This window comes from Leucobacter musarum subsp. musarum (genome assembly GCF_001273845.1).
In the GTDB taxonomy this organism is placed as follows: Bacteria; Actinomycetota; Actinomycetes; order Actinomycetales; family Microbacteriaceae; genus Leucobacter; species Leucobacter musarum.
Map to the genome: position 1 here is coordinate 363,640 of NZ_JHBW01000065.1, position 19,749 is coordinate 383,388.

At 67.4% G+C, this 19,749-nt stretch carries 16 protein-coding genes; 3 read left to right on the top strand and 13 right to left on the bottom strand.

Going from position 1 to position 19,749, the window contains the following annotated elements; all coding sequences use genetic code 11:
* Positions 1-41 precede the first annotated feature (41 nt).
* The 4 genes from CH42_RS04535 to hpaH form a co-directional block, all read right to left on the bottom strand.
* Positions 42-719 (bottom strand): GntR family transcriptional regulator, encoded by a 678-nt coding sequence (locus CH42_RS04535; RefSeq protein ID WP_053351997.1) that lies wholly within the window; start codon positions 717-719, stop codon positions 42-44.
* Between the two features lie 2 nt (positions 720-721).
* Positions 722-2,260 (bottom strand): fumarylacetoacetate hydrolase family protein, encoded by a 1,539-nt coding sequence (locus tag CH42_RS04540; protein ID WP_053351998.1) that lies wholly within the window; start codon positions 2,258-2,260, stop codon positions 722-724.
* A gap of 115 nt (positions 2,261-2,375) precedes the next feature.
* The gene (locus tag CH42_RS04545; protein ID WP_053351999.1) at positions 2,376-3,185 is read right to left on the bottom strand and encodes an HpcH/HpaI aldolase family protein; all 810 of its coding nucleotides are present in this window, start codon (positions 3,183-3,185) and stop codon (positions 2,376-2,378) included.
* On the bottom strand, positions 3,170-3,955 hold the full coding sequence (gene hpaH, locus CH42_RS04550) for a 2-oxo-hept-4-ene-1,7-dioate hydratase (protein ID WP_053352000.1): 786 nt from the start codon (positions 3,953-3,955) through the stop codon (positions 3,170-3,172). Before hpaH ends, CH42_RS04545 begins: the two co-directional genes overlap by 16 nt.
* 167 nt (positions 3,956-4,122) lie before the next feature.
* Here hpaH and CH42_RS04555 point away from each other — a divergent pair, with 167 nt between their 5' ends.
* Positions 4,123-6,231 carry a DEAD/DEAH box helicase gene (locus tag CH42_RS04555; protein WP_053352001.1) on the top strand — a complete coding sequence of 703 codons (2,109 nt, stop codon included), beginning with the start codon at positions 4,123-4,125 and terminating at the stop codon, positions 6,229-6,231.
* 247 nt (positions 6,232-6,478) lie between these two features.
* On the opposite strand, the gene CH42_RS04560 is transcribed toward CH42_RS04555, so the two are convergent.
* Positions 6,479-7,891: an aldehyde dehydrogenase family protein gene (locus CH42_RS04560; protein WP_053352002.1), complete on the bottom strand. Its 1,413-nt coding sequence runs from the start codon at positions 7,889-7,891 to the stop codon at positions 6,479-6,481.
* 197 nt (positions 7,892-8,088) lie between these two features.
* On the opposite strand from CH42_RS04560, the gene CH42_RS04565 reads away from it, so the two are divergent.
* The gene (locus CH42_RS04565; RefSeq protein WP_053352003.1) at positions 8,089-9,657 is read left to right on the top strand and encodes a GMC family oxidoreductase; all 1,569 of its coding nucleotides are present in this window, start codon (positions 8,089-8,091) and stop codon (positions 9,655-9,657) included.
* Between the two features lie 109 nt (positions 9,658-9,766).
* Here CH42_RS04565 and CH42_RS04570 read toward each other — a convergent pair whose 3' ends face one another.
* Both CH42_RS04570 and CH42_RS04575 read right to left on the bottom strand, forming a co-directional pair.
* Positions 9,767-10,069, bottom strand: coding sequence for an EthD family reductase (locus CH42_RS04570; RefSeq protein WP_053352004.1), 303 nt, complete (start codon positions 10,067-10,069; stop codon positions 9,767-9,769).
* Positions 10,070-10,087: 18 nt separating this feature from the next.
* Complete coding sequence (locus CH42_RS04575; RefSeq protein WP_053352005.1) at positions 10,088-11,746, bottom strand: amidohydrolase; 1,659 nt, start codon at positions 11,744-11,746, stop codon at positions 10,088-10,090.
* 329 nt (positions 11,747-12,075) lie between these two features.
* Between CH42_RS04575 and CH42_RS04580 the strand changes: the two genes are divergently transcribed.
* Complete coding sequence (locus CH42_RS04580; protein WP_239683944.1) at positions 12,076-12,789, top strand: SDR family NAD(P)-dependent oxidoreductase; 714 nt, start codon at positions 12,076-12,078, stop codon at positions 12,787-12,789.
* A 65-nt stretch (positions 12,790-12,854) separates the two neighbouring features.
* Here CH42_RS04580 and CH42_RS04585 read toward each other — a convergent pair whose 3' ends face one another.
* From CH42_RS04585 to CH42_RS04610, 6 genes are all read right to left on the bottom strand, one after another.
* Entirely contained in the window at positions 12,855-13,550 is a 696-nt protein-coding gene (locus tag CH42_RS04585; protein ID WP_053352006.1) for an ABC transporter ATP-binding protein, read from the bottom strand.
* Entirely contained in the window at positions 13,547-15,307 is a 1,761-nt protein-coding gene (locus CH42_RS04590; protein ID WP_053352007.1) for a branched-chain amino acid ABC transporter ATP-binding protein/permease, read from the bottom strand. Before CH42_RS04590 ends, CH42_RS04585 begins: the two co-directional genes overlap by 4 nt.
* Positions 15,294-16,169 carry a branched-chain amino acid ABC transporter permease gene (locus CH42_RS04595; RefSeq protein WP_082309289.1) on the bottom strand — a complete coding sequence of 292 codons (876 nt, stop codon included), beginning with the start codon at positions 16,167-16,169 and terminating at the stop codon, positions 15,294-15,296. The genes CH42_RS04590 and CH42_RS04595 overlap by 14 nt, the downstream gene beginning before the upstream one ends.
* A 151-nt stretch (positions 16,170-16,320) precedes the next feature.
* Positions 16,321-17,505, bottom strand: coding sequence for an ABC transporter substrate-binding protein (locus CH42_RS04600; protein ID WP_053352008.1), 1,185 nt, complete (start codon positions 17,503-17,505; stop codon positions 16,321-16,323).
* Positions 17,506-17,581: 76 nt separating this feature from the next.
* Positions 17,582-18,406, bottom strand: coding sequence for a MoaF C-terminal domain-containing protein (locus CH42_RS04605; RefSeq protein ID WP_053352009.1), 825 nt, complete (start codon positions 18,404-18,406; stop codon positions 17,582-17,584).
* A 276-nt stretch (positions 18,407-18,682) separates the two neighbouring features.
* Positions 18,683-19,645 (bottom strand): AraC-like ligand-binding domain-containing protein, encoded by a 963-nt coding sequence (locus CH42_RS04610; RefSeq protein ID WP_053352010.1) that lies wholly within the window; start codon positions 19,643-19,645, stop codon positions 18,683-18,685.
* Positions 19,646-19,749 lie beyond the last annotated feature (104 nt).

Consider the following 19,749-nt stretch of genomic DNA (forward strand, 5'->3'; position numbering starts at 1 on the left):
GGAATCGGAATGAGGGGGTGTCTTTGGGGAAGGGGTGCGGCTCAGGCCGCAGAATCCGCTGCCGAGGCGTGCGGCTGCTGCTGGCGCTCGAGTACGGCGTGCAGCGTGGCGAGTCGATGCTCGCGAGCCGCCAACTCGACCTCGATTGCGGGGGCACGATCTGCAAGCAACTGCAGGATGCGATCGTGCTCGGCGACGGACTCGTGCGCGCGCTCGGGAACGAATCCGAATGAGGAATCGCGGAGCATGCGCATGCGGTTCCAGCCGCGGTGCACGAGATCGAGGATGTGCGGATTGGGGCACGTCTCGAAGAGCACGCGGTGGAACTCGAGGTTGAGTTCCGTGAAGTAGTGCGGGTCGAAGTGCTCGAGGCTGCTGCGCATGCGCTCATTGACCTCGGTGGCTCGGCGCAGCTGATCGGCGGTCAACGTCGGGGCGCTCAGCGCGGTCGCGGAACCCTCGACGAGCGCCAGGGTCTCCATCGTGTGCTGATACTCGGTTTCCTTCAGCAGCGCCACCTGGGCGCCGATGTTGCGCTCGAACGTCACGAGCTGCTCGGCTTCGAGGCGGCGGATCGCCTCGCGCACGGGCACCACCGACATGTCGAGCTCGTTCGCGATCGGGGCCAGCACGAGGCGATATCCGGGGCCGTACTGGCCGCTATCGATGCGCTCGCGGATCAGTCGGTAGGCGATTTCGGACTTGGATTCGGCAGCCACGGTCAGACCTGCGCTTTCGGAGCATCGCTGGCGACGTGGGCGTCGTACTTCGCCCGCCACTCGGCGTTCATCGGGAAGAGCCCGTCGACGGGGGCGCCGCCCGCGACCTGCTCGGCGACCCACGCGTCTGCGGCCTCTTGCGCGGCGGCCTCGGCGGCCACCTCTGCGAGCAGGAACGGCGGGATCACGATGACGCCGTCGCGGTCGCCCATGATGATGTCGCCGGGCTGCACGGCAGCACCGCCGCAGGCGACGGCGACGTCGACCTCCCACGGCACGTGGCGGCGCCCCAGCACGCTGGGGTGCGCCCCCTGTGAGAACACGGGGATGTCGAATGCTTGCACCGCTGCGAAGTCGCGCACGCCGCCGTCGGTGACAATGCCTGCGGCACCGCGCACCTGCGCGCGCAGCGCGAGCACGTCGCCGACGGTGCCGGTCTCGGGTACGCCGCGCGCCTCGACCACGAGCACCTCACCGGGATTCACCGTGTCAAACGCGCGCTTCTGGGCGTTGAAGCCACCGCCATATTGCTTGAAGAGATCGGGGCGGAACGGGATGAAGCGGAGGGTCTTCGCGGTGCCGAGGATCGTGTCGCCCTCGTGGTTCGGGTGCACGCCGTCGATGAAGATGTCGACGTATCCGCGCTTGCGGAGCGCCCCCGAGACGGTGGCGACCGCGACGCCGTCGAGCTGCGCGCGAATCTCGTCGGTCAACGTGGGTGCTGCAGGTGGGGCCTCGGCTGGGGCGTTGGCATCGAGCGGGGTGGCGCGGCCGGCGGCGACCGCGGCGGCGTGCGCCGCCTCATCGCCCCACGCTTCGATGCGCTGCAGGTCGTCGATCTGCGGCTTCGAGCCGAAGTCGCCGAACTCGGTGGTGCCCTGCGTGACGGTGGTCGAGAGGCGACCCGTGGTCGGGGCGCCCGGCGCGGCCGGCGCGTCGACCTCGACCTCGACGACGTCGCCCGGAACGACCACGGAGGAGCCCGCGGGAGTGCCGGTGAGGATTACATCGCCGGTCTCAAGCGTGAGGTGCTGCGACAGGTCGGCGACCAGTCGGCCGAAGGGGAACGCGAGTGTATCGCTCGTGTCTTCCTGCACGAGTGCACCGTTGACCCAGGTGCGCACGCGCCAGGCGTCCTGCCCGATATCCGCCGTCGAGATCGCGCGCGGTCCGATCGGGGTGAACCCGTCGCCACCCTTGTTGCGCAGGTTCGAGCCCTTGTCGGCAGCGCGTAGGTCGTACAGGCCGAGATCGTTCGCGGCAGTGACCGCGGCGACGTGCTGCCAGCCCTGCTCGGGGGAGACGTTGCGGGCCTGCTCGCCGATGACGAGTGCGATCTCGCCTTCGAATGCCAGCAGCTCGGTGCCCGCGGGGCGCTCGACGGTGCCGCCGGTCGGTGCAAGCGACGAAGCGGGCTTGAGGAAGTACGACGGCTGTGCCGGGGTGCGACCTCGCTGTGCGATGCGCGACGGGTAGTTCAGGTGCACGGCAATGACTTTGCCGGGCGTCTCGATGCCGAGTTGCTCGATTCCGTACGTCATCGGGGCCTCACTTCTTCGTTGTATCTGAAATCGTATACGATCTGGTGCGGGTTGTCGAGGGCGCCCTCTGGGCCGACTCGAAAACTCCGCACATGCGGCACATGCCGCTGTCGGATTAGTACGACGCCCTCTGCGGCGTCGCGTCATCGCCGACGAATCGAGCAACCAGTGCTTCGGTCTGCCGGGCGAGGATCGCGACGTCTGCTCCTACGGCGACGAATGAAGCGCCGGCGGCGATGTAGCGCTCCGCGTCCTCCGGAACGAATGCGTTGACGCCGGCGGGCTTGCCCGCAGCGACGGCGCGCTCGATGGTGGCGAGGACCGCGGCGACCACGTCGGGGTGGTTCTGCTGACCGAGCAGCCCCATTGACGCCGCGAGATCCGACGGGCCGATGAAGATCGCGTCGACGCCGTCCACCGCGAGGATCCGTTCGGCATCGGCGACGGCCGCCGCCGACTCGATCTGCACGGTCAAGCTGATGGTCTCGTCAGCTCGACCGAGGTAGCCCTCGACCCGGTTCCAGCGAGCCGAACGGGCGAGAGCCGAGCCGACGCCGCGTACTCCGCGCGGCGGGTACCGCACCGCACGCACGATCTCCTCGGCTTGCTCGGCCGAATCGACCATCGGCACGAGCAGGTTCTGCGCGCCGAGATCGAGGAACTGCTTGAGTAGCACGGTGTCGCCGAAGGGCACGCGCACGAGGGGTGCGACCGGGTACGCCGACATCGCATGGAGCTGGGCGAGTACCGACTCGAGGCCGTTGGGGGAGTGCTCGGCGTCGAGCAGCACCCAGTCGCACCCGCTGCCGGCGACGATCTCAGCGGTGACGGGGCTGCTGGCAGAGGCCCACAGGCCGATGAGGGCGCGGCCTGCGGACGCCAGGCGATCCCGCAGCGTCTCTGGGAGGCTCAGATGAATCGGCATGTCACCGATCCCAGCTCGTGGTAGTCGGCGTGCACGGTGTCGCCGCGCTCGACCCACATCGGCTTCGTGAACGAACCGGCGAGGATGATCTCGCCGGCCTCGAGCGACTGGCCGTGCTGCGCGAGCTTGTTGGCGAGCCAGACGACGCCGAGTGCCGGGTGTCCGAGCACGGCACCGGCCACACCCGAATCCTCGATGGTCTCGTTGCGGTACAGCAGGGCCTTCGCCCACGTGAGGTCGAGTTCGTCGACGCGCACCGGGCGGCCGCCGACGACCATCGCGCCCATCGCAGCGTTGTCGCTGATGGTGTCGACGATGGTGCGACCCTCCAGCTCCAGGTGCGAGTTCAGGATCTCGAGCGCCGGCACGACATACGCCGTCGCGTCGAGCACGTCGAAGAGTGTGACGTTCGGCCCCGAGAGCGGCTTCGCGAGCACGAACGCCAGCTCCACCTCGATGCGCACGTTCGAGAACTTGTCGAACTCGATCGTCGCCCCGGACTCGAGCACCATGTCGTCGTGAATGACGCCGTAGTCGGGCTCGCTGATGCCGGTGGCGACCTGCATCACCTTCGAGGTGAGACCGATCTTGTGCCCGACGAGACGGGCCCCGGCGGTGATGCGGCGATCCGACCACTCCTTCTGAATGGCGTACGAATCTTCGATCACCATGTCGGGGTAGCGGGCGGTGAGTCGGGGGAGGATCGCGCGATCCTTATCCGCCTGCACCAGTTCGTCGGCGATGGCTGCAATCTGCGTCTGCTCGAGCACGTGACCTCCGTTGTCGTTCGCGGTTGGGTAGATCGTATACGATCTGACCGCACGGACGCCAGGGTGCTGTGGGTGCGGCGTGCGTGAACCCTGAATGGACCGCGAGCGCCAGGTCGATGACGTCACGGCGTGCGCACTCGCAGCATGCGGGAACGGGGTAGACTAGTATGATGACCTCTTCCGAGAACGCTGCCCCGACCGAAACCGAGGGCGAGCGCATTACCTTCGCCGACCTGGGCCTCGCGCCCGAGGTGCTCCGCGCGGTAACGGAGGTCGGATACGAGACCCCCTCCGCGATTCAAGCCGCGACCATCCCCGTGCTGCTCGAGGGAACCGACGTCGTCGGCCTCGCGCAGACGGGCACCGGCAAGACCGCTGCATTCGCACTTCCGATCCTCTCCCGCATCACTCCAGGCCAGGGAGTGCCCCAGGCACTCGTGCTCGCCCCCACACGCGAACTCGCACTCCAGGTGTGCGAGGCATTCGAAAGCTACGCCACTCACCTCGACGTGCACCTGCTTCCCGTCTACGGCGGCCAGGCCTACGGCCAGCAGCTCTCCGCGCTGCGCCGCGGCGTCGATATCGTCGTGGGTACGCCGGGCCGCATCATGGACCACCTGAAGCGCGGCTCGCTCGACCTCACCGAAATCAAGTTCCTCGTGCTCGACGAGGCCGACGAAATGCTCAAGATGGGCTTCGCCGAGGATGTCGAGACGATCCTCGCCGACACCCCGAGCACCAAGCAGGTCGCGCTCTTCTCGGCGACCATGCCCGCGCAGATCCGCCGCATCTCGCAGCAGCACCTGAACGACCCGCGCGAGGTCAAGATCGCCGGCAAGACGCAGACGAGCTCGAACATCACGCAGCGCTACAACGTGGTGTCGTACACGCAGAAGCTCGACGCGCTCACGCGCATTCTCGAGGTCGAAGAGTTCGACGGCATGATCGTCTTCACCCGAACCCGCGGTGACTCCGAGCAGGTCGCCGAGAAGCTGCGCGCCCGCGGCTATTCGGCCGCCGCCATCAACGGCGACATCCAGCAGGCGCAGCGCGAGCGCACCGTGCAGGCGCTGAAAGACGGCAAGCTCGACATTCTCGTCGCCACCGACGTCGCCGCTCGCGGTCTCGACGTCGAGCGCATCAGCCACGTCATCAACTACGACCTGCCGATCGACACCGAGTCGTACGTGCACCGCATCGGCCGCACCGGCCGCGCCGGCCGCACCGGCGACGCGATTAGCTTCGTCACGCCTCGCGAGCAGCGTCTGCTGAAGGCGATCGAGAAAGCCACCAAGCAGCCGCTCACCCAGATGCCGCTGCCGATGGTCGACGAGGTCAATGCGACCCGCCTCTCGCGCTTCGATGACGCGATCACCTCTGCGCTCTCAGAGACCCGTCGCATCGACGCGTTCCGTGACATCATCGCGCACTACGTGCGACACCACGATGTGCCCGAGACCGACGTCGCCGCCGCACTCGCCGTGGTGTCGCAGGGCGATCGACCGCTGCTGCTCACCGAAGAAGACGACCGCAAGTTCGAGCGCGACCGCAAGCAGGCCGCGAAGTTCCTCGACGACTCCGCCGGCGGCCGCGACCGCCCGGCGCGCGAAGACCGCGGGCCGCGCGAGCGCCGCGACGACCTCCGCATGTACCGCATCGAGGTCGGCCGCCGTCAGAACGTGCAGCCGGGTCAGATCATTGGTGCGATCGCGAACGAGGGCGGGCTGACTCGCGACGACTTCGGCCGCATCCAGATTCGTGACGACTTCTCGCTGGTCGAGCTGCCCGCAAAGCTCTCCGCAGAGTCGATCGCGCGCCTCGAAGATACGCAGATCGGCGGCAAACCGATCAACCTCCGCGAAGACAACGGCCCCGCGCCCCGCGGCAAGGGCTTCGACGACCGCGGTGGTCGTGGCGGTCGCGGCGGCTACGACCGTGGCGATCGCGGCGGCAATGATCGCGGTGGGCGCTCCGGCGGCTACGGTCGCGATCGCGACGATCGTGGTGGGCGTTCCGGCGGCGGCGATCGCTGGTCGCGCGACGATCGCGGTGGGCGCGATGGCGGCTACGGCGGCAACCGTGACGATCGTGGTGGCCGTTCGGGTGGTGGCTACGGCGGCAACCGTGACGACCGCGGTGGGCGCTCGGGTGGCGGCTACGGCGGTAACCGTGATGATCGCGGCGGGCGCTCGGGTGGCTACGGCAACCGCGACGACCGCGGCGGCCGCGACTTCGGCTCGGATCGCTCCGACGGCAAGCGCAAGCCGCGCTGGTAACTTCTCGCTCAACGACTGAGGGGCTGGATCCATTTGGATCCAGCCCCTCAGTCGTTTTGGTGGGTGCGCGGGCTCTGGCCCCCGCGCACCCGAGCCCCGGCCCGCGGCGCGCGACTCGCGCCGAACGCACCCCTTTCTCGCGAATGCACGCCCGGGTAACCGGTGCGTTCGCGAGAAAGGGGTGCGCTCGACGGGAACGTAGCCCGTGATGTGCGGGCGGGAAGACCTCGCGGGGCCTCGGCTTCTCTCAGCCGCTGATGACGTGGGGCTCGGCGACAGCTTTGAGGCCCGCCACACCGAACTCTCGGCCATACCCCGACTGCTTCGCGCCGCCGAACGGAATCATCGGGTGCAGCCCGCCGTGCGAGTTGATCCACGTGGTGCCCGCCTGCAGACGCGCGGCGACCGCGAGGGCGCTGGCGCGATCCGACGACCACACCGAGGAGCCGAGACCGAACTCGAGCTCGTTGGCGAGCCCGATGACCTCATCGAGATCCGAGTAGCGGATGATGGGGAGGGCCGGGCCGAACTGTTCCTCGACCACGAGGTCGTTGTGCGGGTCGATATCCGCGATCAGCGTGGTCGGGTAGAAGTTGCCCACGGCCTCGCGATCCGGCTCGCCGCCCAACACCACGCGAGCGCCCGAAGCCTTCGCCGACTCGACGAGGCGATCCACCTCCTCGAACTGCGCGCGGTTCTGCAGCGGCCCGAGCACGTTCTGCTCCTCGAGGCCGACGCCCATCGGCACGGCGGCGGCGACCTTCGCGAGCTCATCGACGACGGCGTCGTACACCGAGTCGTGCACGTACAAGCGCTTCAGCGCCGCGCAGGTCTGGCCGGTGTTGATGAACGCGCCCCAGAACAGATCCTCCGCGATCGTGGCGGGATCGACATCGGGCAGCACGATTCCGGCGTCATTGCCGCCGAGCTCGAGCGTCAGCCGCGCGACATTCGCAGCGGACGCCTCGATGATGCGCTTGCCCACCGGGGTTGAACCCGTGAACATGATCTTGCCGATCTTCGGGCTGCGGGTGAGCGCGTCGCCCACAGTGCTGCCGGGGCCGGCCACGATATTGAGCACGCCCTCGGGGAGTACCTCGTTCATCACGGCGACGAGTGCGAGCACCGACAGCGAGGTGGTCTCGGCGGGCTTGATGACGACGGTATTGCCCATGCGCAGCGACGGTGCGATCTGCCAGATGGAGATCATCATCGGCCAGTTCCACGGCGAGATGGCACCGACGATGCCGAGTGGCCGGTAATGCATCTCGGCGTAGCCCGACTCATCATCGATGATGACCTCGACGGGCAGTGGGGTGTCGGCAGCGGCCCGCGTCCACGCGACGCAACCGCCGACCTCGAAGCGAGCGTTGGGGCCGTTCAGCGGCTTGCCCTGCTCGCGCGACAGCAGTTCGGCGAGCGCCTCAGAGGATTCCTCGATCGCGTCTGCGGCGCGATGCAGGTACGCGATGCGCTCGGCGTCGGGCAGCGCGGCCCACGAGCTTTGCGCTGCCTCCGCGCGGTCGATTGCGGCGTGCAATTGCGCGACATCGGCGACGGGGGCCGTGCCGATGCGCGCGCCGGTTGCGGGGTCGAACACGTCGCGGGTCTCACCGCCCGTCGGGGTGATGGCTGCCAGCAAGCTGTCGTAGGTGTGCATGGGTCCTCCGCTTCGAGATCCGGATCCTGATGGGATCAGGCTACGAGCGGAGCCCTCGTGGGTGCTTGTCTGAGTGAGCAGTCGCCTTGACGATTCGGGCACGCTTGGGCGCGACCTCTCGACGGTCACCCGATGGAAATGGAATCGTCATGAGAAGGAGGTATGCGGCGACGGTGCCGCGCCGGAGAGGAACGCACATGTCGCAGGAGTCACGCACGGAGGTGCGCAACGTGATCGTGGTGGGAGCCGGTTCCGCCGGGTCAGTGGTCGCGAGGCGGCTCGCCGATGCGGGGGTCTCGGTCACCGTGCTCGAGGCCGGCGGTGAGGACACGAATGCGGCGATTCATGATCCCATGCGCATGGGCGAACTCTGGCACAGTGCCGACGACTGGGACTACTACACCGAACCGCAGGCGGGTGCGAACGGGCATCGGCTGCATCTGCCCCGAGGCAAGGTGCTCGGCGGTTCGCACGCACTCAACGCGATGATCTGGGTACGGTGCTCACCGCTCGACTTCGACCACTGGGCATCGCTCGGCAACGATGGTTGGGCGTGGGCCGATGTCGCTCCGGTATATCGCGACATCGAACGCTTCCACGGCGCCGGCGATGGCACCGGGGTGCGCGGCGCCGACGGGCTGCTCGACATCACCGACGAGTACGAGCTCGCGCCGATCCAGCAATCGATCATCGACGCGGCCGTCGCGGAGGGGCTCCCACTGAACCCCGATTACAACGGCGCCGAGCTCGATGGAGTGTCGCAGCAGCAGATCACTGTGCGTGATGGTGCACGTCTCAACAGCTACATGGCCTACTTGAAACCCGTGCGCGATGCCGTGCGCGTCGAAGTCGGGTGCCACGTCCATGAGCTGCTCTTCGACAATGCGGCGGGGCAGGATCGCCCCCGCGTGGTCGGGGTGCGTTACGCGCAGGGCGGCGAGCTGAAAGAACTCTTCGCCGATGAGGTCGTGCTTGCTGCGGGTGCGCTCGACTCGCCGCGAGTGCTGCTGCGGTCAGGGATTGGCCCGGCCGAAGAACTGCGCGAGGTCGGGATCGAGAGCCGAGTCGACCTGCCGGGCGTCGGCAAGAATCTGCACGATCACCTCCTCGCGCCGGTCATCTTCGAGACCGAGCGACCGGTCGGCGCCCCCGAGCCCGGCCGTTCGGTGACGCAGACCCATCTCTTCTGGAAGAGTCGAGACGAACTCGATCGACCCGATACGCAGCCGATCAACTTCTCGGTGCCGATGTACGGCGATTTCCTCGAGCCCAGGTCGTCGGACGGTTTCACGTTCATGGCGGGGTTGGTGACGCCGCAGGCGCGCGGATCGCTCACGCTGTCGGGGCCGCACGCGAGCGACCCGGTGCGCATCGATCTGGACGCACTCGGACACGATGACGACGTCGCGTCGCTCGTTGCCTCCGTGCAGCAGTGCCGTCGCATCGGACAGCAGGACGCACTCGCGGAGGCATGGGGAGCTCGCGAGGTCTATCCCGGAGCCGAAATCAGTGACGGCGACGACCTGGTGAACTACGTGCGCGAGACCGTCGCGACCTATCACCATCAGGTCGGCACCTGCAAGATGGGCATCGACTCGCTGTCGGTCGTCTCACCGCGCTTGGCGGTGCACGGCGTTGACGGGCTGCGAGTGATTGACGCGTCGATCATGCCGCGCATCACCACGGGCAACACGAACGCACCGGCCGTGCTCATCGGTGAGCTGGGTGCGCGATTCCTGCTTGACGACGCTGCGGCTTCGGCCTGATCGACACCGTCGCGAAGCGCACATCAGGGCCGGCGGAGCAGCTCCGCCGGCCCTGATTTCACCGTGTGTTGCGCGCTCAGCTCCTCCCGGAAACCCGCGGCGAGTGCGCTCAGCCCGCGGGGTGCTCGACGGGGAAATCCAGAACGATCGCACCACCGGTCGCGTATCGGGGCACATCGGCCTCGACCTCGCGGCCGGCCGGCGAGGCCATGGCGGCACGCAGCTGCTCGGCGTCTTCGAAGGTTGCCTCGAAGACTGCGAAGTACGGCGCATCAGTGATGCCGATGGCGAATGAGATGTCGCGCACCCCGGGGAGCCGGGCGCAGAGCGGCAGATGGATATGCCGGTAATGCTGCTCGAAGGCGGCGTGATCGAGCGGTTCCGGATACAGGACGAGCAGACGGTGCGACATCGGTATTCCTTTCGTCGATTATGCGTCGGCCGGTCGACGCACGAACACGCATCGACCGGCGAACCAGGTCTCGGTGACGGTCGTCCGCGCGAGTTCGTGCGGCGGATGCGTGAACGGATCGCGGTCGAGCAGCACGAAGTCCGCGGACTTGCCGGGTGTGATGGTGCCGGTTTCGTCGCCGAGGCCCATGGCCTCCGCCCCGTTCGCGGTGAACGCGGCGATCGCCTCCTCGAGCGTGATCGCCTGCTCCGGCCAGAGTGTGCCGGGGTAGTCGCCGGTCGGGTCCTCACGGGTGACGAGCCCGTGAATGCCCTCCCATGCATTGGGTGAGGGGGACACCGGCCAATCTGAGCCGCCGGCGACCACGGCGCCGGCATCGATGAGCGCGCGGTTCGGTTGGATGCGGTCGGCGCGCTCGCGGGGGAGCACCTCACGAATAGCCTCGACGATCGGCCCCGGCACCCAGATGAACGGGGAGATATCCGCCGAGACCCCGAGCGCGGCGAAGCGCGGGATGTCATCGGGATGCACGAACTGCCCATGCGCCACTTGGTAGCGCGGCGCGGTGATCCCGTCCGTGCGCAACTGCTCTACCGCGTTGAGCACGGCGTGCACCGAGGCGTCTCCGGTGCAGTGGATCTTTGCGGAGAGCCCCACGGCCGCCACACGGCGCAGCCATTCGGTGAGCGCCGCGGGGTCGAGCAGCGTTTCTCCGCGGAAGTGATCGCCGTGGGCATCGTCGGGGAGATACGGCTCGAGGAACGCGCCGGTGCGCGTCGGGGGCACACCGTCCAAGAAGATCTTCACGAAATCGGGGCGGTGATGTTCGGAGCGGAAGCGTTCACCGTCGAACACCAGATCTTCGCCGATGTCGGAGAACCCGAAGATCTCGTCGTTGATGAGCATCGAACTCACCACCCAAGCAGTGAGATCTCCTGCGATATCGAGCGCGTGCAGAGCGCCGAGGATGTGTGTGGAGACCCCGGCATCTTGGAAGGCAGTGATGCCGTAGGAGTTCAGAATCTCGACACCACGTTGTGATGCCCGCCGTTCCTGATCGACGGTGAGCCCTCCTGCGGCGGCGTGCGCCTGAGCGACGGGAATGCCTGCGGCTTCGAGCAGCACTCCGGTGAGGCGATCCGGATGCTCGGAATCAACGAGCGCCCCCTCGTGTCCGACCGTGATCTCGGCGATAGCGAGGGCCCGGCTACTGACCCACCGATTGTGGTGAGAGTCGTCTGAGAGCATCACGGGCCGCCCGCCGGCGGCGGCATCGAGACGCGCCAGTGCGGCCGCCGTGCTGACGTCGCCCAGACGATCGCTCGCCCATGGGCCGCCCACGACCCACGCGTCTTCAGGGAGGCCCGAAGCGTGCTCGGCGACGGCTGCGATGATGCCATCGATCGTCGCGCCGATCGGCACGCGCAACTCGAAGAGGTCTTCTTTGCCGGCAAGAAAATGATGGTTGTGCACGTCGACGAGCCCGGGCATCACAAATGCGCCGCCGAGGTCACGGACGACGGTCGATGGGTGCGCGAGCGCAGTGATCTCGTCGGTGGTGCCGACCGCGATGATGCGACCGTTCGCGATCGCGATCGCCTCGGCCCAGGGCCGATCAGCGTCGACGGTGTAGATGCGGGCATCGATGAGGATCACTTCGGGTGTGGGCGAGGTCATCAGTGACTCCGTTCGTCGTCGTACGGGGCCGCGCACGCCACCGCGCGCGGGTCGCTCTCAGTCTTTCAGCGAGGCACCCGCCGACATTGACCCTGCGTGCGTCGATGTTGCGTCAGGGAGACCGAATCTCATTGCGGATCAGCGGGCACGGCAAGCTGGAGGAGTGCGGCACCGATCAACGTGCCGAGCCCATTCATCGACGAAGGGACGACGACCATGCCTGAACAGCAATCGATGCGCGAGCGCGTCATCGTGATCACCGGCGGAGGCACCGGTATCGGCGCGGCGATCGCGCAACGATACGCGAGCGAGGGGCGTCGGTCGCCATCATCGGTCGTCGCCGCGAACCCCTCGAAGCCGTTGCCGCGGCGACGGGAGCACTGCCGGTCGTCGCCGATGCCGCAGACGCTGAATCTGCCCGCGCTGCCATCGCCCGCATCGTTGCGCACTTCGGCTCGGTCGACGTGCTCGTCGCCAACGCGGGCGGCCACGGCTTCGCCGCAGTCGGCGAGACGAGCGACGCGGACTGGAACGCGGCGATCACGGCGAACTTGACGACGGCGTTCGTGATGGCGCGCGAAACCCTGCCCGCCTTGACCGCGAGTGCGGCGTCGAATGGGAGCAGCGAGATCGTTGTCGTGTCGTCGCTCGCGGGACTCTTCGCCGGCCCCTCGGTTGCCGGCTACACGGTCGGCAAGCACGCGCTCATCGGGTTGACGCGCAGCCTGGCGCGGGACTACGGCAGGGCCGGAGTGCGTGTCAATGCGGTCTGCCCCGGCTGGGTGCGCACGCCGATGGCCGATGCCGAAATGGACGAGTTCGCCGACCACGCGGCGCAGATCGCCGATCGCGAGGCAGGCTACGCGGCGGTGACCGCAGATGTGCCACTGGGGCGACCGGCTGACCCGGATGAAATCGCCTCGATCGTGCGGTTCTTGGGATCTCGAGAGTCGTCGTACATGACCGGCTCGGTGCTCGTCGCAGACGGCGGCGCGCACATCGTGGATTTGCCCACCGTCGCCTTCGCGCACGCAGGGATGTAGCGTCGCGAACAGCCCACCCCACTGACGCGGGCGTGCACCGGGTACACCGGTGCACGCCCGTCCGTTTATCCGCCGAGGTACGCGGCTTTCAGGAGATCAGGGTTCGCCGACAGTGCGTCGGCGGGGCCCTGCGCGTGGCTGACGCGGCCGCTCGCGATCACCATGGCCTCATCGGCGATGCCGAGCGCGAGGTGCGTGAACTGTTCGACGAGCAGCACCCCGACGCCCGACGCCGCGATCTGCTGGATCAGGGGGAGCAAGCGCATGAAGACGACGGGAGCGAGCCCGAGCGACATCTCGTCGATGAGCAGAAAACGCGGTTTCGCCGCGAACGCTCGCGCGAGCACGACCATCTGCTGCTCGCCGCCCGACAGCAGCACCGACTGAGCGTCGATGCGCTTCTCGAGCTCGGGGAATGCCGTCAGCACCTCGGCGAACACGGCGTCCGTTTGCGCGGTGAGCATGATGTTCTCCCGCACCGTGAGCGACGGGAAGATCGCCCGACCCTGCTCGATATGCGCGATCCCCGCCCGTGAGCGCTGCACGCGACTGCGTTTGGTGATCGATGCGCCGTCGAGCTCGATATCGCCTGCTGACTGGGGAATGACGCCCGAGACGGATTCCAGCAGGCTTGACTTGCCTGCGCCGTTCGGACCGACGAGTGCGAGGATCTTGCCCGGACGCAAGGTGAGGTCGACGTCGGAGACCACGGGGCCGGCACCGCGGCTCACCGTCACGCCGGTCAGTCGTAATTCGCTCATGAGCTGATCTCCGCATCTCCCATGTACGCCGCGATCACGGCGGGGGTGTCGAGTACCTCGGACGTCGGGCCCTGCGCGAGCACACGACCGAAATCGAGAACGGTGAGTTCCGTGCAGACCGAACGCACCAGATCGAGATCGTGCTCGATGAGCACGATCGCCGTGTCGAAGCGCGACGGGATGCGGGTGAGTCGGTGCCCGAACTGCAGGTGCTCCTCGTGCGATAGGCCGGCCGCCGGCTCGTCGAGGATGAGGAGCCGGGGCGAGGCGAGCACCGCGGCGGCGACCTCGATGAGGCGTCGGGTGCCCACATCGACGGTTGAGAGCGGTGTTTCGGGTGCGGGGCAGCCGAGGAAGGCGAGTGCGTCTGCGAGCTCATCGTGGTCGATGCGGCGGCGGGCGACGAACCGGACGTACGCCTCGACGGTGAGCTGAGGGGGCACGCGATCTTGTTGGAACGTGCGTCGGACGCCGCGCCGAGCCCGCTGCGTCGGAGAGAGCCGCCCGATCTCGACCCCGTCGAGCAACGTGCGTCCGGTGTGCTGCGGCAAGAAGCCCGAAACGGCATCGACGAACGTGGACTTGCCAGCGCCGTTGGGTCCGATGAGCCCCATGATCGACCGAGGCCGCACGGTGAGCGTGACGTCATCGAGCGCTTTCAGAGCACCGAACTGCACGCTGAGTCCCTGGACCTCGAGGACGGGTGGGGCGCTCTCGGGAACGGGCTCGGCGGCCTCCGGAACGGCGAAGACATCGAGCACGCTTGTGCCCACTTCGGGATGGGCTGCCGTGCGTTCAGCCGCGCGTGCGACCGATCGCTTCCGCAGCAGACCGCGGATACCCTCGCCGAGGTTCGAGCCGCTCGTGAGCGCCTGGATGCCGAGTAGCCCGAACACCACGAAGCCCCAGTCCTGCGGCACGCCCCACTTCTTCAGCAGTTCGGGTACGACGACCCAGAGAATGCCGCCGAAGATCGCCATATCGATAAGGTAGGCCCCGCTCATCACCGCGAGGATGTACAGCGCGAGCGACTGCAGCGGTGCGAAGCTCGTTGCGAACGGGAGTTGCACCTGGCCGGCGAGGAGGCCGCCCGAAATGCCGCCGAGCGCAGCGCTGACCGCGAATGCCGAGAGTTTTGCGGCCGAGACGCTCTGCCCGACGGCTGCGGTGCCGCGCTCCGAAAAGGCGACCGCTTTCCAACTGCTGCCCATGCGGCTGCGCTGCAGACCGAAGACCGCGAGCGCGCAGAGCACCATCACGATGGCGGCGAAGAAGAAGTACTCGCGGTCGCTCGAGAAGGCCTCGGGGCGCTGCACCTGCACACCGTCGTTGGAACCCGGGAACTGGATCTGCACGAGCATGACATCGAACGCTGCGGCGAACCCGAGCGTGACCACCGCAAGATTGACGCCGCGCAACCGCAGTGCGGGGAGCCCGATGAGGATGCCGGCGAGTCCGCCCGCGACTCCACCGGCGAGGAGCCAGACGATGAAACCGCCGGGGGCGTCAAGCGTGTTGAGCCAGGCAACCACCCAGGCGCCGATCGCGGCGAACGTGAGCTGCGAGAGCGCGATGATGCCGGCGGAGCCGGTGACCACACCGAGGCCGAGCACGGCAATGATCGCGGTGAGGGCGCTGATGCCGAGGAAGACGTAGTATCCCGACAGTCCGGCACTGAGCCACCAGGCCGCACCGATTCCGATTGCGGCGATGACGAACGGCAGTGCGAGCCGAAGTCTGCGATTAGCGGGCAGCATCCCACACCTCCTTCCGCTGCGACCAGAGCAGCAGCACGACGATGAACAAGAACGGGATGAAGTTGCGCACGAAGGAGAAGGCCGGGATCTGCGCGACGACTCCCGACACGATGCCGAGCAGCAGCCCGCCGGCCACGGCGAGGTCGAGACGTCGGAACCCGCCGAGCAGCGCGGCGGCGGAAGCCGGGATGATGAGCATGGACAGGCTGATCGCATCGTTCGACTGCGACGGCGCGATGACGAGAATCGTGATCGCCGAGATCGCACCGGTCGCCGCCCACACGCCGATGGAAAGCGGAGTCGCGGAGATGCCGATCAGCTCGGCGGTCGTCGGACGTTCGGAGAGCGCCCGGAGCCGCGTTCCGATCGTGGTGCGTGCGAGCAGGAGCGCGCACCCGGCCGCCACAACGACGGCGAGCGCGACCATGACGATCGTCACCCAGCTCACGACGACCCCTGCCACGGTGAATGCGGGGCCCGAGAGGATCGGTTCGAAGGGCTGCGGCTTGTTGCCGAAGAGGATGAACGAAAGGGAGATGAGCATGAGGAGCGGGGCCACGGTCATCGCGGAGCGCAGCGTCACCGACGCCTCTGCGAGCCAGGTCGCCGCGATCCATCCGATCGCGCCGTTGAGCGCGGCACCGACGATGATGCCGATGATGGTCGCCGTCCACACCGGCATGCCGAGTTCTGACGCGAACCACACCGCTGCGAACGCCGCGAACATGCCGGTCGCCGCCTGCGCGAAGTTTACGACGCGCACCAGACGGCTCATCAGTGTGAGGGTCACGGCGAGCACGGCGTAGAGGCCACCCGAGGCGAGACCTGCGAGCGCGCCCTGCAGCAACGCGCTGCCGTTCACGCGATGCCTCCGCGATGCGCGAAGACGGGGGATTGATACTGCATGAGGCTCCTTCGCCGGATCACCAGTGGGTTGCGTGCGGTGCGGGTGCTCGGCAGCGACGCCAAGTCGTGCCGAGCACCCGGGATCGACCGAGAGGTCGGGGGGGGGGCTAACTGGCCGGGATCAGCCAGTCATCCGAGGACTTCTTCCAGGCGCGAGTGCCCGATTCGAGCACGACCGGCCAGCCGCCCGGGGTGAACTCCTGCGCGGCGATCTCATCGAACTGGTAAGGGAAGGCGACCATGGGGCTCTCGATGGGCTCCATGCTGTGGAGCGCCTCCGAGACCGTCTCGCGCGTGATGTCACCATCCATCCCTGAGAGCACGGTCACCAGATTCGTCGCGGCCAGGTAGCCGCCCTGACTGAACGAGGTCAGGGCGATGTCGTTCTCCTCCATCAGAGACTTCCAATCGGCGTTGATCTCGTTGTCCTCGGTGAACGGGTAGAACTCCGCGGGCACGTGCACGCCCTTGCCGGTCCAGTCGAGGGCCGAAGCGAAATTCTCGCTGTAGACGCTCGTGAGGAACAGGAAGGTCACGTCATCCCAGCCCTGCGCTTGCGCGGCCTTGACCTGCCCGATCGCGTCGGGTTCGATGCCGTTGACCGCGATCGCCTTGCAGCCGGCGTTCTTCGCTTTCACGATGTACGGGGTGTAGTCGGACCCGCCGTACGGCAGGCTGTCATCGACCAGCAGTGGTTCGTCGCCGGTGATCTCCGTCCACTTCTCGACCCCGGCGAGATAGGAGGGCTTCGTGGAGCCGGCGATTTCCAGGAGCACGCAGATGTTGTCGAGACCGAGGTTTTCTGAGCCGTTGAGCAGCGTCAGGGTCATGTCGTTGAACGGGCCGACGTTGGTGGGCGCGATGTTCGGCGAGTTGAAGCAGCCGGTGTCGACGCCGATCCCCGGCATCGACAGCACGCTCTCCTGCTCGTAGTACTTCTGATTGATCTCGCACTCGATGAGCGATGCGCCACCGACCAGGGCCACGACCTCGTCGCTGCCCACGAGTTGGCGGGCGGCTGCCGTGGCAGAAGCCGGATCGCCCTTGTCGTCGACCGTCGTGTACTCGATCATGTGCCCGTTGATGCCGCCGTCGGCGTTGACACGGTCGAAGACTGCCTGCGCTGCGGCGCTGGCCTCGGGGAAGGTTGCGGCACCGCTCAGGGTGTTGACCGACCCGAGCTTGATCGGGGCTCCGTCGCCCCCTCCTGCGTCTCCGCCGCCGGCGCAGCCGGAGAGCGCGAGTACTGCGGTTGCGGCGAGCGCCGTGACTGCGGTGATGCGTCTCTGCATGGTGAGTCCTCTCAAATGAATGGTGATGCGGGTGGAAGTGAAGGGGAGCCGTGCCGGCCGGTGCTGCGCGTTGGCGTCAGACCGGCTGCGCGTCGGGATAGTCGACGGTGCCGAGCGGAATCACGTGGCCTCCGGCGCGGGAGTGCTCGGCCTCGCCCGAGCCGGTGATGCCGAGGAAGACGCCGGTCGTGCGCTTCGCCGGGCCGAGGTCGTGCAACCACGCACTCGCCACGGCGATCCGGAACTCGCGAAAACAGAACAGGTACAGGTCATCGGCAAAGCGCCACACCGTCGACAGATCCATGTCGCCGTGGCCGCGCTGTACGCCGGTGATGCACTGCCAGGCATAGCGTTCGCTCGAGATGTAGACGTGCTCGTAGAGGTGCTCGGGGCTGTACCGGTACAGGTTGCGCACCCCGATGAGGTCGCGCGACGGGCCGGGTGCCTCACCGGTCGGTTCGCCGCCGTCGGTGACGGCTGACCAGAACGTCTGGCCGACCCGGGGTTCTCCGGCCCGGTCGTGCCTCGCGATTCGGGAGCGTACGACGAGCGCCCGGTGCGTCGACTCCGAGTAGACGACGGTCAACGACTCGCGTTCGCGGGAGACGAGCGGCAGGTTGACGAACACGACGTCATCGCGAACGCGCACGACATCGATCGGATCGCGGTGATCGCGGTCTGTTGAATCGGGATCGGCGAGCGCGCCGTCCGCACTCCACACAACCTCCCGGGCGTCGAAGGCGAGTCGGAGCACCGAGCCGTCGTCGAGCTTGAGCGTGAGACGCGTTCCGGTGAGATCCGCATTCGGCAGCCGGTAGGTGTCGATGCCCGCGGCGAATTCGTCGTAGCTGCGCCACTCGGTGTCGGCACCTGTGCCGGTGAGGTCGTGCTGCGTGGTCATCGTGTCGCTCCTTTGCTCGCGCGCGGCGATCGGAGCGACAGTGGGCCGTGCGAGGTGACCACCGTCGGGCTTCGTCACCCGTCAGATGGCTCTCACTGTATGCAGCGGCGCGAGTTCCGTGGAGGTTCCTCGGGCTGCCTGGCGGTCTCAGTCAATAGGCGTTCGCTGCACGACAACGGGGGTCACGAAACGGTTGCGAAACCGATGCGCATTCGCGCCGAGGGCACGCGAAAGAGGCGCCCCAGGGGCACACGAACGTGTTGCGCAGCGCCCGAGTCAGGCGCGGCGCAGTTCACTCGGCGACAGGCCGAATGCCGCCTTGAAGACGCGGCTGAAATGGGCGGCATCGGTGAAGCCCCAGCGCGCGGCAACGGTCGAGACGGTGCGATCCTGCAGCACCGGATCGAGCAGGTCGGCGCGGCACCGATCGAGTCGGCGCTCGCGAATCCAGGTCGAGACGGTGGTCTCGGCCTGCCGGAACAGCGAGTGCAGGTGCCGGGTCGAGATGTAATGCGCCGCCGCGATGCTGTTCGGCGAGAGATCGGAATCGCCGAGGTGAGTTTCAATGTACGAGGTGATTTTGTGCAGCAGAATCTGATGCGGATCGCGCTGCCCGGGGTCGGCGTCGAGAATGCTGGAGAAGAGCGTGCTCATCAGGTCGAGGCTCGTGTGCGCAAGCTTGGCGCGCACCCGCGAATCGAGCGAGGCGAGCTGTGCCGGGAACTGTGAGAGGAACGCGGTCACCACGGGTGCCAGCCCGTTGTGCTCCCTGCCGAGCGATACTGCCGTGAGTTGCTCCGTGAACGGGATCGGGAGATCGACGCGATCCTTTGGGAACATCATGATGAGATTGCGGAAGTCTTCGCCGAAGAGCAGGGAGTACGGCCGCGAGGTGTCGTACACCGAGAGATCGCCGGGTCGCATGACCACCTCGCGGCCGTCTTGCACGAGGATGCTCGACCCGGTGAGCAGCAGACTCACCTTGTAGTACCCGCTGCCCCCATCGGCGATCGTTTCAGGGGTGCGCTCCACGAGATGCGGGCGCGCAGCGACCTCCGTGAACACGACGTCGTCGGCGTCGGCCGAGATCATGCGAGCGGAGAACGGGCCGTCGTGCTCGGTCGACACGCGCAACGGCACGAATGACGACGCGACCATGCTGCGGAATGTGCCGAGGTCGGGTGCGAGTGTTCGAGGAGCGTTCGAACGCGCATCGTTCTGCGTCATTGCAGTCGTCATGTGTCGTCCCTCCGGCATCTATGGCGGTAGTGGTCTGTGCCGAACCAGTGGTGCCGTGGTTGCGGTCTTGCTCGGGGCGGCCCGCACGGCGGTGTACTTCGAGA